Genomic DNA, 14909 nt, shown 5'->3' with positions numbered 1-14909 from the left:
CACGAATCGAACGCCGCTTGATCTCGGGGGTCAGCCGGGCAGGTCGACGCGGAGGGGGTAGTGGTCGGAGGCGAACTCGGTTTCGTCGCCTCGGACCACGGTCATGGCGGTGGCCGCCTGGGCCAGGGTGGGGGTGGCCAGTACGTAGTCGAGGCGCATGCGGGAGAACTCGCGGCCGCCGCCCCGGGTGGTGGGGACGGTCAGGGGGGAACCGGAGCCGGCCACCTTCCACAGGTCCACGTAGCCGGCGTCGAGGAAGGCGGCCACCGCTCTCGTGTCGGCCGAGCCGTCGCGGGCCAGGTGGCGGGCTCGCAGGAAGCCCGGCTGGGGGGCCAGCGTCTCGGTGTGGTCGGTGCCGGGGTCCAGGCCGTTGAGGTCGCCGGCGATCACGGTGGGGACCTGAGCCGGGTTGTAGCGGGCGGCCAGCCACACAGCCTCGCGCATGCGGCGGTAGGGGGAGAACGGGTTGAGGTGGGCACTCACGATCCGCAGCGGGCCCGACGCCGTGGCCACCGTGACGATCGCCGCGGCGTGGTGCAGGCGCCAGCGCACCTCGGCCCGGTCGATGATCTGCATGGACGGGCGGACCAGCACGGCGACCGGCTGGCCGAGGAACGAGCGGGCCAGGTGCGGCACCAGGCCCACCGCGCCGGCCAGCTCGTGCAGCACCCGGCCGCCGTCGCGGTCGAAGTCGCGCAGCTCCTGCAGGGCCAGCAGGTCGGGCTGCTCGCGCCGGATCACCGCGGCGATCGCGTCGAGCCGGCCCTTGCCACCGGTCTTGATGTTCCAGGTGAGGAAACGCAGCGTCACGCCGTCACCACCTCGTGGTCGCGGGCGAGGTGCGCTTCCTCGGCGGCCTCGGTCACCGTCTCGGGGCGGGCGTTGGGGCGGATGACGAAGTAGAGGGCGGTCACCCAGCAGGCGGTCAGCAGCGTCGCGCCCAGGACGTCGGTGGGGTGGTGCATGCCGCGATACATCCGGGAGAGGGCCACCAGCGCCGGCATCACGAAGGCGAGCACCGGGAAGACCCAGCGCCACCACTGGCGTACGCGGGGCATGCAGACCACCGCGATCGCCACCCAGAGGCACATGGTGGCGGCGATGTGACCGGACGGGAAGGACGACGTCGGCATCTGGCCGTCGAGTTGCTCGACCGACGGGCGGGCGCGGCCGGTCGCGGCGGCGGCGCACAGGAACAGCGTGAGCTCGCCGATCATGGTCAGCACGACGAACACGATCGGCCGCCACTGACGCCACAGAGCCAGGGCGAGCGGGCAGAAGACCAGGCAGACGATGAGCACCGCGTGGGTGTCCCCGGCCTTGGAGGCCAGCCAGCTGAGGTGGTCCAGAGACGACGTACGGAAGGTCTGGAGCCACCGCGGCACGCCGTCGTCGAAGGACGGCTCCCAGCGCGTCACCGCGTACCCGACGAAGTAGAGCACGCCGAACGTGAACACCCAGCCGACCAGGATCTCGGCTCCCTTGGCCCACGGATGGGGCAGCACCGCGCGCTCGGCCGGCGCCGGCACGAGGTCGTCGGCCGCGTCGGGGTCGAGGCCGTCGGTCAGCGGCGGCACGGCGTGGCCCGCTTCGCGGCGCCAGACCCGGAACGCGTACGCGGTCACGCTGATCCAGGCCAGGCCGAGCATCCAGCCGGCCAGCACGTCGGAGAGGAAGTGCACGCCGAGCGCGATCCGGGTCAGTCCGACGGCCACGATCACCGCCGCCGCCACCGAGAGGATCCAGGCCTTGTGACGGCCGCGGGTGGCCGACAGCAGGACGAGCGCCAGCATTCCGTACACGATCGTGGCGCCCAGCGTGTGACCGCTCGGGAAGCTGTTGCCACCGCCGAAGGCGATCGGGTCGGCCACCACCGGCCGCAGCCGGCCGACCACGGCCTTGAGCGACGGGTCGAGGACCACCGCGCCGAGCCCGGTGACCGCCACATACAGCGCGAGGCGCGGCAGGCGGCGGATCAGCAGCAGCACGACGGCCATCACGACCAGCGGGGCCAGGACTCCCCGGCCGCCGGCCGAGGTGATCGTGGTGAGCACCTCGACCATCGCGGGATGCGGCGCGACCAGGTCGTTGAGACCACTCGCGATCGACTCGTCGAGGCGGCGCAGCGGGCTCCAGTTGGCCCTGACCAGCAGCAGCAACGTGCCGAAGACCAGTCCGGCGAGCACGACCCCGGCCAAGCCGGCGACGCTGCGCTCGGCGAAGTGGCGGACGGGGGCCCAACCGGCGCGTTCCACCACGCGGTTGTCGTCGGTCACATCGAGCTCCTTTGTCGCCGGGTCGGAAGGTGACCCGCCTTTACCCTGAGCGCTTCGCGCGTACACCGGGGGACGAATCGTCCTCCGGCTCCCATCGGTCGCGTTTGGCCGGGCGGGGCGCGCCGACCCGGGCCGCCTCGAGCTGGGCCGCGAAGGCCAGGCCCAGGAACAGCGCTATCCCGGTCAGGTTGGCCCACAGCAGCAGCGCGATGATCGCGGTCAGCGGGCCGTAGGTGGCACCGAAGCCCGAGCCGAAGCGCACGTACCCGGCCAGCATCAAGCTGGCCAGCCACCACAGCGCGGTGGCCAGCCCCGCGCCGAAGAGCAGCCACGACAGGCCGGGCTGGCGACGGCGGGGCGAGTACTTGAAGAGCAGGGCGACGGCGAAGACGATCAGCAGCAGGCTCAGCGGCCACCGCACGAAGTCCCACAACACCCGGACGTCCTCCGCCCAGGGCCAGTGCCGGGCGGCCGCGTCGCCGAACGGGCGGCCCGCCACCAGAAGCAGGAAGCCGAAGAGGGCGGGCAGGCCGGCGACGGCGGCCAGGATCGTGGCCCGGACGTATTTGAACAGGGCCGGACGATCACGTTCGACGCCGTAGATCCGGTTGGCGCCCCGCTCGATCTGGGAGATCGCCGTGATCAGTGCGGCCAGGCCGGTGATCAGGCCGAGGGTCAGCGCGAGCTCGCCGGCGTCGCTGGACTCCTCGGTGTCCTCCAGCAACTGGCTGACCAGCGGGTCGCTGGCGCCCGGGGTGAGCTCGAGGATGGTCTCGGCCACGACCCGGCCGCCGTCCTCGGCGCCCAGGTCGGCGGCCAGGCCGGAGAGCGCGATGAGGAACGGCACGATCGCCAGGCACAGCTGGAACGCGAAGGCCCGGGCATGGCTGAAGCCGTCGCCGTAGCGGAACCGGATGAACGCGTCGCGGACCAGCGGCCACCGCCCGTAGTGCCACAACGCGTGGACGGCGTCGTCCGCCGAGAGCTCGTCCCCGCTCATGTCGCGGGTCTGGGGCACGGGCTCCGTACTACTCACGGGCGGCCTCGCGGATGTCCTCGGCCGCCTCGGCCGCGACGCTCACGTCGTACGCCAGGTCGGGGTCGCCGGCTGGGCGGGGCACACTGAGCAGCAGCGCCCCGGGCTTGACCGACACCTTGAGGGTGCGGCCGGGCTCGATGAGGTCGCCGTCGAGCTGCCGGGGCTGGGCCGAGCGGGCCTGGATCTCGACGTGCTCGGCGGTGTAGGTCTCCATCAGCGGCACCCGCTTGCGGCGGCGGATCACGCCCCAGGCCAGCGACACCCAGTGCCCGAGGTTGCTGGGGCTCAGGATGGCGACGTCGAGCTTGCCGTCGGCCGGGTCGGCCTCGGTCAGCAGCCGTACGCCGCCCTGCAGACGCCCGACGTTGCCGACGATCACCGATCGGGGGCGCCGCGGCATCACCTTGCCGCCGTCGAGCACGATCCGCACCCGCATCGGCCGGTCGCGCAGCGCCTTGACCCCGCCGCCGATGTAGGCCAGCCAGCCGATCCGCTTCTTCGCCTCGTCCGAGGTCTTCTCCAGCATCTGGGCGTCGAAGCCCATGCCGGCCATCACCGCGAAGCACTTGTCGTCGACGACACCCACGTCGATGCGGCGGCGGCCGCCCTCGAGGGCCACCTCCACGCCGGTCGCCGGGTCGGTGCCCAGGCCGAGGTTGGCCGCCAGCAGGTTGCCGGTGCCGGCCGGGAGCACGGCCATCGTCACGTCGGAGCCGGCCAGGGCGGTCACCACGGCCATCACCGTGCCGTCGCCGCCACAGGCGAAGACCAGCTCGGCCCCGTCCTCGACGGCCTGCTTGGCCTGACCTTCGCCCGGGTCCTCGGGGGTGGTCTCGTACCAGGCCGGGTCGGGCCACCCGGCCTGGCTCAGGCCCTCGCCGATGATCCGGCGAAGCTCGTCCATGTCGGGCACCTTGGAGGGGTTCACTACTACGGCGCTGCGGGGTCCGGTCACGGCGACAGTGTGCCCGGGGCGGGCCGGGATCGAAACTCACCTTCTGTACCGTGGAATGTGTGAGCACGACTACGGTCACCTGGTGGGGCCACAGCACTGTGTGGCTTTCCGACTCCGGCACCACCCTGTTGACCGACCCGGTGCTCACGAGCCGGGTGGCTCACCTGCGCCGGATGGCCGGTCCGGCCCCCGAGCCGGCCGGCGTTCCCGACGCGGTGCTGCTCTCCCACCTGCACGCCGATCACTTCCACGTCGCGTCGCTGCGCAAGCTGGGCGGCACCCCGCGGCTGATCGTGCCGCGCGGCGCCGGATCGTTCGTGACCCGGTCACTCGGGGCCGAGGCGGCCGCCCGCACGGTCGAGCTGGCGCCGGGCGAGGAGACCACCGCCGGTTCCCTCCGGATCCGCGCGGTGAAGGCGGCCCACGACGGCGGCCGCGGCCCGTGGTCCCGGGAGCGGGCGATCGCCATCGGGTTCGTCGTCGAGGGCGAGGCCCGCACCTGGTTCGCCGGTGACACCGGTCTGTTCGACGAGATGCACGACCTGGCCCCGCTCGACCTGGCCCTGATACCGGTCGGCGGCTGGGGGCCCACGCTCGGCTCGCTGCACCACCTGGACGCGGCGGCCGGCGCCGAGGCCCTGCGGCGGGCGAAAGCCGCCTGGGCGGTGCCGATCCACTACGGCACGCTGTGGCCGGTCGGCATGGGCCGGATCCGCTCGCACATGTTCCGCGACCCCGGCGAGGAGTTCGCCCGCGTCGCGCTGCGCTCCGCCCCCGACTCCCAGGTGCGGGTGCTGGCCCACGGCGGGACCTTGACCGTCGGACGTCCCGGGTGACGGCCACCCTGGGCACGCTGGCCTGGCTTTTCGCGGTGGTGGCGTTCGGCGCCATCATTCCGATCGTCCCGACCGGCGCGGCGGTCAGCGGCGCCGCGGCGCTGGCCTTCCACGAGCACCACCCGGTCCTCATCGTCTTCGTCATCGCCGCCGGTGCCGCCGGGGCGTACGTGGGTGACCTGGTCATGTATGCGATGTGCCGGGTCGGCGGCGAGAAACTGGCCAAGCGCCTGCGCTGGCTGCGCGACGAAGAGCACCTGGTGTCGGTCAAGGAGAAACTGCAGCAGAGACAGATCCCGGTGCTGCTGGTCTCCCGCCTGATCCCCGGCGGCCGGGTGCCGGTGCTGCTGGCGGCGGCCTTCCTGGGCATGCCGTGGCGCACCTTCGTGGTGGCCAACGCGCCGGCCTGCGCCCTGTGGTCGACCGTCTACGCCGGGATCGGGGTGGCCGGCGGCTCGATCTTCCCCGAGCCGTGGGAGGGCGTGATCGCGGCCGTCCTGCTCATCCTGATCATCAACCAGACCATCTCGTGGATCTCGAAGCGCCGCGAGGCCCGGGCGGCCGAGGCTAATACTTCAAGTGCTGGCGCGTGAGCTTCGCGACCTTCTGCACCGTGCTGATGCCGCCCGACATGCTGGCGTTGTCGTGGGACAGCACGGCGATCGAGACGTCGGTGCCCGGCCCGGTGACGCGGCCGACCGAGTTGATGATCCAGCGGTAGTTCTCGGTCGAGCGGGCCAGCCAGCCGTTCTTGACGGTGAACTTCTCCCCGCTCCGGGCGACCGCCGGGACACCCCAGTCCTGGCTGTCGTCGACCGTGCTCATCAGCGTGTGGGCCAGCTTGCGCGAGCCGGCGTCGAGCGGGCCGGACGTGTCGACCAGCTCGGCGAGCAGCTTGACCTGGTCGTTGACGGTGGTCCGGGTCAGGCCCCAGGCACTGTTGACCGTGGTCTGGGTCAGGCCGAGCCGCTTGTTGCAGGCACCGACCCCGGAGGCGCGGCCGAGCTTGCCGAACAACGAGGTCGTGGCGTCGTTGTCGCTGAGCCGGATCATGCGCTTGGCCAGCGACAACTCGGTGGCGGTGAGGTCGCGGCGGGCGTCCTGGGCCTTGAGCAGCAGGCAGGCCAGCACCTGAACCTTCACGACGCTGGCGGTCTCGTATCGCTCGGCGCCGCGATAGGAGTAGCGCTGGCCGGTGCGGCGGTCGAGCACGGCGACCGAGAACTCGGGGGCCGACGCGGCGTATTTCTTGAGCGCGGCGTTGAGGGCTCGGACCCGGGCCGCCCGCACCTCGGCCGGACCCGGACCGGTCCGGGTGGGCGTCGGAGCCGGCGTGGCCTGGGGTGGAGCGGCCTGGGGCGGAGCGGCCTGAGCCGGAGCCCCAGCCGCCTTGGCCCCGGCGTCATGGAACGTGCCGGCCGCCGGCGTCGAACTGCCCCCGGAGTCGCGCATCATGCCCGCGCCGACCAAACCCGCACCCCCGAGGACTCCCACCGCCGCAATGGCCAGAATCCAGTTTCGCGTACGTCGCACGCCTGCCATAGTGCCGTGTCTCGACGGTTCATGGGCGTCCTAGGGTGCTTCGGCGGGGAGATTGACCGAGACTACCGACATTCGGCGCACGGCTCGCTCACGAAGGGTGACCCCCCGGCCGGAGGTGACGAGTGGGCGCATGATGGGTGCATGCGCTTCCCGTTGGTGTCTCCGGCCGCGATCGCCGAGCTCGCTCGTTCCGCCGTCGGCCAGGTCGTCGAGACGGCGGCGGCCGCGGCCACCGTTCCGGTCCGCGTGCTCGGGCTCCTCGGCCAGACGGAGCTCCTGGTCAGCCGGGTCACCATGCTGGCCGACGAGGCCGAGGGCCTGATCCAGCGGGTGACCCGGGTCGTCGAGGCGGCCGAGTCGACGGTGGCCGAGGCCCGCGCGATCGCCGCCACCGCCTCCGGCGTCGTGGGCCAGGCCGTCGAGATCAGTTCCCGGGCCGGCGCCGTCGTGGGCAGCGCCGAAGAGATCAGCGGCCGGGCCGGCATCGTCGTCGGCAGCGCCGAAGAGATCAGCGGCCGGGCCGGCGCCGTCGTCGGCAGCGCCGAAGAGATCAGCGGCCGGGCCGGCATCGTCGTCGGCAGCGCCGAGGACATCAGCGGCCGGGCCGGCGGGGTCGTCGAGCGGGCCGAGGACATCAGCGCGCGGGCCGGGAAGGTGGTGGGCCGGGCCGAGGAGGTCAGCGAGCGGGCCGAGGGGGTCGTCCTGCGGGCGGTCGGGGTTTCCGACGCCGCGGCGGGCGTGGTGGAGCGGGCCACCGAGGTCAGCGCGCGCGCCGAGCTGGTGGTCGGCAGTGCCGACGCCTCCGCCAAGGAGGCCGCCCTGCTGCTGGCGGCCTATTCGGAGGCGCTCCTGAAGGGCGCGCCGCTGGCCCGCCGGTTCGTCGACGAGTTGTCCTCCGAGGAGGTGACCGCCGCCATCCGCATGATCGACCAGCTCCCGACGCTGCGGGCCCACCTGGTCGACGACGTGATGCCGCTGCTCGGCAAGCTCGACCAGGTCGGCCCCGACCTGCACAAGCTGCTCGAGGTCACCGAGGACCTGCACCTGGCGATCGCCGGCCTGCCCGGTCTGAAGCTGCTGCGCCGCCGGGGCGAGGAGCGGGTCGAGGAGACCCGCTAACGGGAGCCGCGGCGCAGGACGTCCAGCATCAGGTCGAGGTGACCGCAGTGCTGGGCGGTCTCCCGGATCATCTGCACGAGCATCCAGCGCAGGCTGACCGGCGCCTTGCCGAACGAGGACCGGGCCGCGCGCCGTCCCAGGTCGTCGACGCCGGCCACGGCGGCCCGGCTCCGGGCACAGGCCACGGCGTACAGCTCGCGCAGTGACCCGGCCGAGTCGTGACCGGCCGACGCCCAGGCCCAGGTCTCGTCCGAGCCGACCGCGGCCCAGGGCTCGGGGTAGGCGGCACCGAGCAGGGTGTGGGTGAACCAGAGGTCTTCCATGTGGGCCAGGTGCTTCACGATCCCGCCGATCGTCATCCCGGTGGCCGGGAGCAACCGGGCCGCCGCCTCCTCGTCGCCGACCCCGGCCAGGGCGGCCAGCACCATCGCGCGGTGTTCGTCGAGAAACTGGGTGAGCGTCTCGCGCTCGGGCGGGTGCAGCCGGGGAAAGTTCGTCAAGCCTCGACGATAAGCCTCAGGACGGTCAGCGGCTGAGGAGGCGGCGGGCGAAGCGGGCCTCGAAGTGGGCCGCGGCGCTGACGACGGCCGGCAGAGTCAGGGCGAACAGCACGCCGGCGGCGAGATAGAAGGCGATGGACGCCGGGTAGGTGTCGCTCAGGCCGAGCAGTTCGGGCAGGTCGTCGCCGGGCAGCGACCAGCCCCACAGGGCGAAGCTCACACCGCCCAGCATCCCGGCCCACCACGTCACGACGACGGAGAAGGCGATCGTGCTCGGAACGAGGCGCAGGATCGCGTGGGCCAGTTCCCGCCACGCCGGCCCGTCGGTGATCAGGGCGGTGAGCCGGCCGGTGCGAGGGGCCGGCGCCGGCATCGGGACGCCGAGGACTTCGGCGACCCGCGCGCGCTCCGCGGCGGCGACCGTGCGCGACCGGGTCAGGGCGAGGACCAGCAGGGGTACGCCGATCCAGACGACCACCAGGCTGAGCCCGGCCACGAAGGCGGCCAGGACGATCACGGACGACGCCAGCGCGATCGGGAAGCCACTCAGGACGTACCGCGAGTTGTCCGCCACCTGCTTGGCCAGCGGGGTCTCGAGCTGAGCCGCGGTCGGCCGCATGTCCAGCTGAGGAGCCGTCTCGAGCTGAGTCGTCGTCATGCCGTCGACGCTATTCACCCGTGCGCCGGCTGCCGATCCCGTGAGCCACCCGATCGAAGGTAGGGCTACCCCTACCCTCGGGACGAGGACGGCCCCGCCGGTGAGGGCGGGGCCGTCCGTTGTGGAGCTGGGTGGATCAGAACACCTGGACGCCGTAGACGCTCAGGGGCTCGGTCACCGGCTGGAAGTACGTGGTGCCGCCGGAGGTGCAGTTGCCGCTGCCACCCGAGGTCAGACCCAGGGCGGTCGTGCCGGCGTAGAGCGAGCCGCCGCTGTCACCCGGCTGGGCGCAGACGGTGGTGCGGATCAGACCGGAGACCGAGCCCTCGGCGTAGTTCACCGTGCTGTTGAGGGCGGTGACCCGGCCCGAGCGGATGCCGGTGGTGGAGCCGCGGCGGGTGACCGTGGCGCCGACGGCGGGGGTGCCGGCCGAGGTGATCTCCTGGCTGCCGACGGTGCCGCTCTTGGTGATGGTCGTGTTGGTGTAGCGGACGATGCCGTAGTCGTTGCCCGGGAAGCTGCTGCCGGCCCGGGTGCCCAGGGTCGCCGAGCCGTTGGTCCAGGTGCTGGCGGCTCTGGTGCAGTGGCCGGCGGTCAGGAAGTAGTAGGTGCTGCCGGAGCGCACGTTGAAGCCGAGCGAGCACCGGCTGCCACCGGCGTAGATGGCGTCGCCACCGCTGATCTTCGTGGTGATCGCGCCGGGCGCCTGCTGGATGCGGGCTTTGTCACCCAGCTTGGCCACGGTGGCCTGGACCGCGGCGAGCGCGGCACCGGTGACGGTGCTGTCGACCTCGACGACGACCTGGTTGCTGACCGGGTCGATGGCGAACGCGGTGCCGGGGGTCTTCAGGCTGCTCTTGAGGGCGTTGTCGGCGGAGGCGAGCTCGGCGCCGGTGCGGGTGACGAAGCGCGGGACGGCGCCGGCCGCCTTGACCGAGCGGGCGGTCGCCGCGTCGGTGACGTTGACGACGACCTTGCCGGCGTCGTCGATGTAGGAGCCGGCGTCGTTGACGCCGAACTGGGCGTCGAGTTTCTGGGACAGAGCGGACGGGGCGAACGACGGGTCGCCGGCGGGGGCGGCCGACGCCGGTGAGGCGGCGAGTCCGGTGCCGACGAGCATGCAGGCAGCAAGGCCGACGATCGGCCGGCGCAGCTTCCGGTTGAGCACGGGGGTCCTCCCAGGGGGTGGGGGTACGCCGGATCCGGCGTACCACTCTGCCCTCGGAGTATTGAGGGTTCTCGATGGTTCGACAAGATGTTCACATTTCCCGCGGCAGCGAGCGAAATCCGTCTGACCTGCGACAACCACCCCACATAGCGCGAATCGTATTATCCAACCGGGATGGCTAAACCCCGCGCCTGCGAGCGGATCTCGGGCACCGCTGTCGTCTCCCACTTCGCACCCCGGCGCAGCGGCCCGATCAGCCACCGGTCCGGCTGAACCCGCCCGCCGGCGCTGATCAACCGCCCGGCCGGATCGATGTCGAGCCCCAGCCCGTGCGGCCCGACCCGCGCCTGACCGGCCTCGAGCAGGCTGCCCACGAACGAGCCGGCCGCAGCCGGCAGGCGACCGGGCCCGGCGCAGTTGACCACGGCCCCGAACCACTGCACCCCGGCCTCCAGCTCGACGAGCAGGCCACCGGCGGGCGGCGCGGTCATCGACCGGATGCCCCCGGCCCGCACCTCGAGCCGGCCGTCCTGGCGCAGCGAGGCGACCCGGGCCCCGACCGACGGCGCCATCCGGTGCCGGTGACACTCCCACGGCCGCGCCAGGTGACGCAGGAACGCGTCCTGCTCGTCGGGGGTGAAGGCGGTCCACATCTCGTCCAGGTAGGGGCGCAGGCCGTCGACCACCGCCCGCCAGTCCCCCGCCCGCGCCGCCTCGGCCCGCACGGCCCGGACGATGTCGCGCAGCGTGGTGCAGTCGTCGAGCGCGAGCCCGACCGGGGGCGCGGCCACCTCAGTGTGGGTCAGCGGCAACTGGCCCCGGCGGCTGACCGCGGTGATCGGCGCGTCCCGGTCGGACGCGGTGAGGGTGAGCGCCACGTCGATCGCGGTCAGCCCGGCCCCGACCAGCAGCACCGGCACGTCGGAGGGGATCGCCTCGAGCGCGCCCTTGGCCCACGGGTCGGCGACGTAGTCGGGGTGGTCGGGGCGCCCGACCGGCTGCGCGGGCGCGGGGTTGCCGGTGGCCACCACCACACCGTCCGCGCGGACCTCGGACCCGTCCGCGAGCCGCACCCCGGTGGCCGAGAGGCCGGCCGCGCGGGAACGCCGTACGGTCAGCCGATCCTCCGACGCCAGGGACGCGAAGACATCGCGGAGATAGCGGCCGTACTCGGCCCGGGGCCGGAACTCGCCGGGCGAGCACCCGGCCCAGCGCGCGAAGTGACCCGGGTCGTCCGGGTCGGCGCTCATCGCACCGGCCCTCGAGTTGAGCAGGTGCCACGGCCGCGCCGAGCCGTAGGCCAGGCCACCACCCGGCTCGTCCGGCTCGATCAGCACGACCCGGTCGCCGGTGCCGCGCAGCAGCTCCCGGGTGGCCAGCACACCGGCACAGCCGCCGCCGACCACGGCGACCGTGCGAACAGAGGGGGTCACCGCTCGACCACCGTCACGCCGGAATCGTCGGCCAGGCGGTAGCCGAGCCCGTAGACGGTGGTGACGACCTCGGGGTCGGCCAGTTTCGTGCGCAGCCGGCTCACGTGCACGTCGACCGTGCGGTTGGTGGTGTGCGTGTGTCCCCACACCTGGGACAGCAGCTGGCTGCGGCTGAAGACCTGGCGCGGGTGCCGGGCCAGGAACAGCAGCAGGTCGTACTCGAGGCGGCTGAGGTCGAGCGGCTGCCCGTCGCGGACGGCCGTGCGGGCCCCCGGGTCGAGCCGCAGCCCGCCGGCCCGCTCCGGCTCGACCGAGATCGCCGGCCCGGCCGCGTCCACGAAGTCGCGCAGGGCGGCGACCACCCGATCGCGGCCGGCGCCCGTCCCCGAGATGCTGATGGTGACCGTGACCGGCGGCTCGGGCAGCGTGGGCACGGGGTGGAGCCGGCGGCGTGGAACGGCGGGGTGGGCGATGGCGAGCGCGGACATGGGGTTCTCCCTCCGGTGGCGGCCGGATCACTATACCCCCTAGGTTAACTAGGATATGGGAAGCGCGTTGACATCGATGCTGGAAAGGGCGCACGGTGATGGTCATGCAAGCAGCCGTAACGGGTACCGCAAGTTCGTCCGATTCCGGTTTTTCTCACTATGTGGACGGCGTGGACACGGATCTTTTCCGGGCCCTCCTGCGCCGGCACGCCGCGGCCGTGGTCGTCATCACCGCGCCCGGTGAGCCGCCCGCCGGTTTCACCGCCACGTCGTTCACCTCGGTCTCGCTCGACCCGCCGCTGGTCTCGTTCTGCCTGGCCCACACCGCCTCGGCCTGGCCCGCCGTGGAAGCGGCCGGCGTCGTCGCGGTGCACGTGCTGACCCGGGAGCAGGAGGAGGTGGCCCGCACGTTCTCGACCAGGAACATCGACCGTTTCGCCACCCACGGGGCGTGGCAGCCCGGGCCGGGCGGCGTGCCGCTGCTCGACGGTGTGCTGGCCCGCATCGTCTGCCGCGTGGTGCGGCGCGTCGAGGCCGGTGACCACACGATCGTGCTGGCCGCACCCGAGGCCGGCTGGCACCACGAGGACGACTCCGTGACCCCGCTCGTCTATCACGACGGGCACTACACCCATCTGCGGCACGCCGCCTGATCCGGGAGAGTCGATGACCCACTACGTCGTCGTGTCCGGCAACCCCCGCCCGGGTTCCCGGACGTCAGTTCTGGCCATCGCCGTCGGCCGGGCCCTCGCCCGCGACGGAAGCCCGACGGTGATCGAGGTCGGTGAGCTCGGCGCGGGCCTGCTCACCCCGGGCGACGAGGCGACCGCGGCCGCCGTGGCGGCGCTGCGCGAGGCCGACGTGCTGGTGGTGGCGACGCCGACCTACAAGGGCAGCTACACCGGCGTACTGAAGGTCCTGCTCGATCAGTTGCCGTCCCAGGCCCTCGCCGGGAAGCGGGCCGTGCCCGTGGTGACCGCCGGGATCGCACCTCAGGCGGCCGCGGCCGAGGCGCTGCTGCGCCAGTTGCTCACCGAGCTGGGAGCGGACGTGGCGGAAGGCCTGCCCGTCGTCGAGGCAGACCTTCCGGATTCCGTTGCGGTGGCTCAGAAGTACGCCGCGGGCTTCAGCTGACGTCGATCGTCAGGTCGCGCAGGCCCCGGGTGCCGAAGGCGTCGGTGAAGGCCACGGTGAAGGCGGCACTGCCCGCGGTCGTGGGCACACCCTCGAGGATGCCGCCGGACGACAGGGTCAGGCCGTCGGGCAGGGCCCCCGCGCCGATCGACCAGGTGCCGGGGCGACCGCCCGCGACCGTCAGCTGCTGGTAGTAGTAGGCGCCGGTCACGGCCGGCTCCAGGGAGTCCGAGGAGATCACCGGCGTGGTCGTGCGGACCGTCACCTTGAGCGCCCGGGTGACCGACTGCGGCACGTAGTCGGTGAACCGGACGGTGACGGTGGCCGAGCCCGGCCCCTTCGGCGTACCGGTGATCGACCCGCTCGGGAAGAGCGTGAGACCGGCGGGCAGCTTGCCGGACACGATGCTCCAGGTGCCCGAACGGCTCCCGGTGAGGGCCAGCTTGCCCGCGTAGGCCTGACCGGCGGTCACCGTCAGCGAAGCGGTCTTGACAACCGGCTTGGCCGGCGGCTTGGGCACGAAGAGCAGCTTGTTCGGCGAGCCCTTGGGGTTCTTGATCTTGCTGGTGGTGGCGTTCTTGACCAGGTAGTTGCGCACCTGGGCCGGGGTCAGCCCGGGCGACGCGTCCAGGGCCAGCGCGGCCGCGCCGGCCACGTGCGGGGAGGCCATCGAGGTGCCGCTGGCCACCGCGGTCAGGCGGTCGCCGCCGTAGTAGTCGGAGCGGATGTTGACGCCCGGCGCGAACAGGTCGAGCACCGAGCCGTAGTTGGAGAACGAGGCCCGCCGGTCGGCGCTGTCGGTGGCGCCCACGGTGATCGCGGCGGGCAGGTTGGCCGGGCTCATCGTGGCCGCGTTGGCGTTCTCATTGCCCGCCGCCACCACGTAGGTGACGCCGGAGTTGATCGAGCGCTGGACGGCGGCGTTGAGCGACTTGCTGTTCGAGCCGCCCATGCTCATGTTGGCCACGGCCGGCTTGACCGCGTGCGCGGTGACCCAGTTCACGCCGGCGATCACCTGGGACAGCGAGCCGCTGCCCTCGCAGTCCAGCACCCGGACGGCGACCAGCTTCACCTTCTTGGCCACGCCGTAGACCGAGCCGCCGATGGTGCCGGCCACGTGGGTGCCGTGCCCGTTGCAGTCGCTCGCGGTGGTCGTGCCCGAGAGAGCGTCGTAGCCGTAGGTGGCCCGGCCGCCGAAGTCGGCGTGAGTGATGCGGATGCCGGTGTCCAGCACGTACGCGTGCACCGCGCTGCCGTCGTCGGTCGGCGTGAAGGACTTGGACGCCTTGGTGGCCCGCTGGTCGATGCGGTCGAGACCCCACGCCGGGTTCTTCTGCGTGCCCTGCAGGGTCAGCATCCGGTCCTGCTCGACGAAACGCACGTCCGGGTCGGCCGCGAGCCGGCGGGCCTGGGTGGCGCTCAGGTCGGCGACGTAGGTCGTTCCACCGTCGACCGACAGGGCCGAGGCGTCACCGCCGACCGGCTGGTTCAGGGTCACGATGTAGCGACCGGGGATGGCACCCGGGACGCCGGCACCGAAGACGGCTCCTTCCGGGACGAAGGCCTGGGCGGGGAGGGCGGTGCCGGCGATGACCACGGCGGCGGTGGCGGCCGCGGTGGCCAGGGAGCGCATACGCATGGCCCTGTGATCGGTGCGGCACCCGGCCGACATGAGGCAAAACCCCGGCTCGTACCCGGGAAATACCGGCCCTGCCCCGGGCGTTACTTCACTCGCGACCGGCGGACGCCTCGCCGGCGCGG

16 protein-coding genes are annotated in these 14909 nt (G+C 72.7%); 5 read left to right on the top strand and 11 right to left on the bottom strand.

Going from position 1 to position 14909, the window contains the following annotated elements; all coding sequences use genetic code 11:
- Positions 1–30 precede the first annotated feature (30 nt).
- Genes NAG42_RS24245 through NAG42_RS24230 form a run of 4 tightly spaced genes read right to left on the bottom strand, consistent with a single transcriptional unit; the run spans position 31 to position 4270 of the window.
- Complete coding sequence (locus NAG42_RS24245; RefSeq protein ID WP_308201183.1) at positions 31–810, bottom strand: endonuclease/exonuclease/phosphatase family protein; 780 nt, start codon at positions 808–810, stop codon at positions 31–33.
- Positions 807–2276, bottom strand: coding sequence for a phosphatase PAP2 family protein (locus NAG42_RS24240; RefSeq protein WP_250033275.1), 1470 nt, complete (start codon positions 2274–2276; stop codon positions 807–809). The genes NAG42_RS24245 and NAG42_RS24240 overlap by 4 nt, the downstream gene beginning before the upstream one ends.
- A 40-nt stretch (positions 2277–2316) precedes the next feature.
- Entirely contained in the window at positions 2317–3276 is a 960-nt protein-coding gene (locus NAG42_RS24235) for a YihY/virulence factor BrkB family protein (RefSeq protein ID WP_250033274.1), read from the bottom strand.
- Between the two features lie 28 nt (positions 3277–3304).
- A complete protein-coding gene (locus NAG42_RS24230) occupies positions 3305–4270 on the bottom strand; it encodes a diacylglycerol/lipid kinase family protein (RefSeq protein WP_369077111.1) in 966 nt (321 codons plus the stop codon).
- A gap of 59 nt (positions 4271–4329) precedes the next feature.
- On the opposite strand from NAG42_RS24230, the gene NAG42_RS24225 reads away from it, so the two are divergent.
- The gene (locus NAG42_RS24225) at positions 4330–5106 is read left to right on the top strand and encodes an MBL fold metallo-hydrolase (protein ID WP_250033272.1); all 777 of its coding nucleotides are present in this window, start codon (positions 4330–4332) and stop codon (positions 5104–5106) included.
- On the top strand, positions 5103–5699 hold the full coding sequence (locus tag NAG42_RS24220; RefSeq protein WP_250033271.1) for a DedA family protein: 597 nt from the start codon (positions 5103–5105) through the stop codon (positions 5697–5699). The genes NAG42_RS24225 and NAG42_RS24220 overlap by 4 nt, the downstream gene beginning before the upstream one ends.
- On the opposite strand, the gene NAG42_RS24215 is transcribed toward NAG42_RS24220, so the two are convergent.
- Positions 5674–6648 (bottom strand): serine hydrolase, encoded by a 975-nt coding sequence (locus tag NAG42_RS24215; RefSeq protein WP_250033270.1) that lies wholly within the window; start codon positions 6646–6648, stop codon positions 5674–5676. The two genes, NAG42_RS24220 and NAG42_RS24215, sit on opposite strands and share 26 nt — an antisense overlap.
- Before the next feature lie 141 nt (positions 6649–6789).
- On the opposite strand from NAG42_RS24215, the gene NAG42_RS24210 reads away from it, so the two are divergent.
- Positions 6790–7767 (top strand): hypothetical protein, encoded by a 978-nt coding sequence (locus NAG42_RS24210; RefSeq protein WP_250033269.1) that lies wholly within the window; start codon positions 6790–6792, stop codon positions 7765–7767.
- On the opposite strand, the gene NAG42_RS24205 is transcribed toward NAG42_RS24210, so the two are convergent.
- The 5 genes from NAG42_RS24205 to NAG42_RS24185 form a co-directional block, all read right to left on the bottom strand.
- Positions 7764–8267 (bottom strand): mycothiol transferase, encoded by a 504-nt coding sequence (locus tag NAG42_RS24205; protein ID WP_250033268.1) that lies wholly within the window; start codon positions 8265–8267, stop codon positions 7764–7766. The two genes, NAG42_RS24210 and NAG42_RS24205, sit on opposite strands and share 4 nt — an antisense overlap.
- Before the next feature lie 25 nt (positions 8268–8292).
- Positions 8293–8925, bottom strand: coding sequence for a sensor domain-containing protein (locus NAG42_RS24200; protein WP_250033267.1), 633 nt, complete (start codon positions 8923–8925; stop codon positions 8293–8295).
- Positions 8926–9061: 136 nt separating this feature from the next.
- Entirely contained in the window at positions 9062–10093 is a 1032-nt protein-coding gene (locus NAG42_RS24195; protein ID WP_250033266.1) for a S1 family peptidase, read from the bottom strand.
- 161 nt (positions 10094–10254) lie between these two features.
- Positions 10255–11526 (bottom strand): FAD/NAD(P)-binding protein, encoded by a 1272-nt coding sequence (locus NAG42_RS24190; protein WP_250033265.1) that lies wholly within the window; start codon positions 11524–11526, stop codon positions 10255–10257.
- Positions 11523–12014 carry a winged helix-turn-helix domain-containing protein gene (locus tag NAG42_RS24185; RefSeq protein ID WP_250033264.1) on the bottom strand — a complete coding sequence of 164 codons (492 nt, stop codon included), beginning with the start codon at positions 12012–12014 and terminating at the stop codon, positions 11523–11525. The genes NAG42_RS24190 and NAG42_RS24185 overlap by 4 nt, the downstream gene beginning before the upstream one ends.
- Before the next feature lie 170 nt (positions 12015–12184).
- Here NAG42_RS24185 and NAG42_RS24180 point away from each other — a divergent pair, with 170 nt between their 5' ends.
- Together NAG42_RS24180 and NAG42_RS24175 are read left to right on the top strand one after the other, a co-directional pair.
- Positions 12185–12667: a flavin reductase family protein gene (locus NAG42_RS24180; RefSeq protein ID WP_308201182.1), complete on the top strand. Its 483-nt coding sequence runs from the start codon at positions 12185–12187 to the stop codon at positions 12665–12667.
- A gap of 13 nt (positions 12668–12680) precedes the next feature.
- Entirely contained in the window at positions 12681–13148 is a 468-nt protein-coding gene (locus tag NAG42_RS24175) for an NADPH-dependent FMN reductase (RefSeq protein WP_250033262.1), read from the top strand.
- Here the strand turns inward: NAG42_RS24175 and NAG42_RS24170 are convergent.
- A complete protein-coding gene (locus tag NAG42_RS24170; protein ID WP_250033261.1) occupies positions 13141–14787 on the bottom strand; it encodes a S8 family peptidase in 1647 nt (548 codons plus the stop codon). The genes NAG42_RS24175 and NAG42_RS24170 overlap by 8 nt on opposite strands.
- Between the last annotated feature and the right edge of the window lie 122 nt (positions 14788–14909).

The sequence above is a fragment of the Paractinoplanes maris genome (genome assembly GCF_023544465.1).
GTDB lineage: Bacteria > Actinomycetota > Actinomycetes > Mycobacteriales > Micromonosporaceae > Actinoplanes > Actinoplanes maris.
This window is presented reverse-complemented; position numbering and strand designations above follow the sequence as displayed.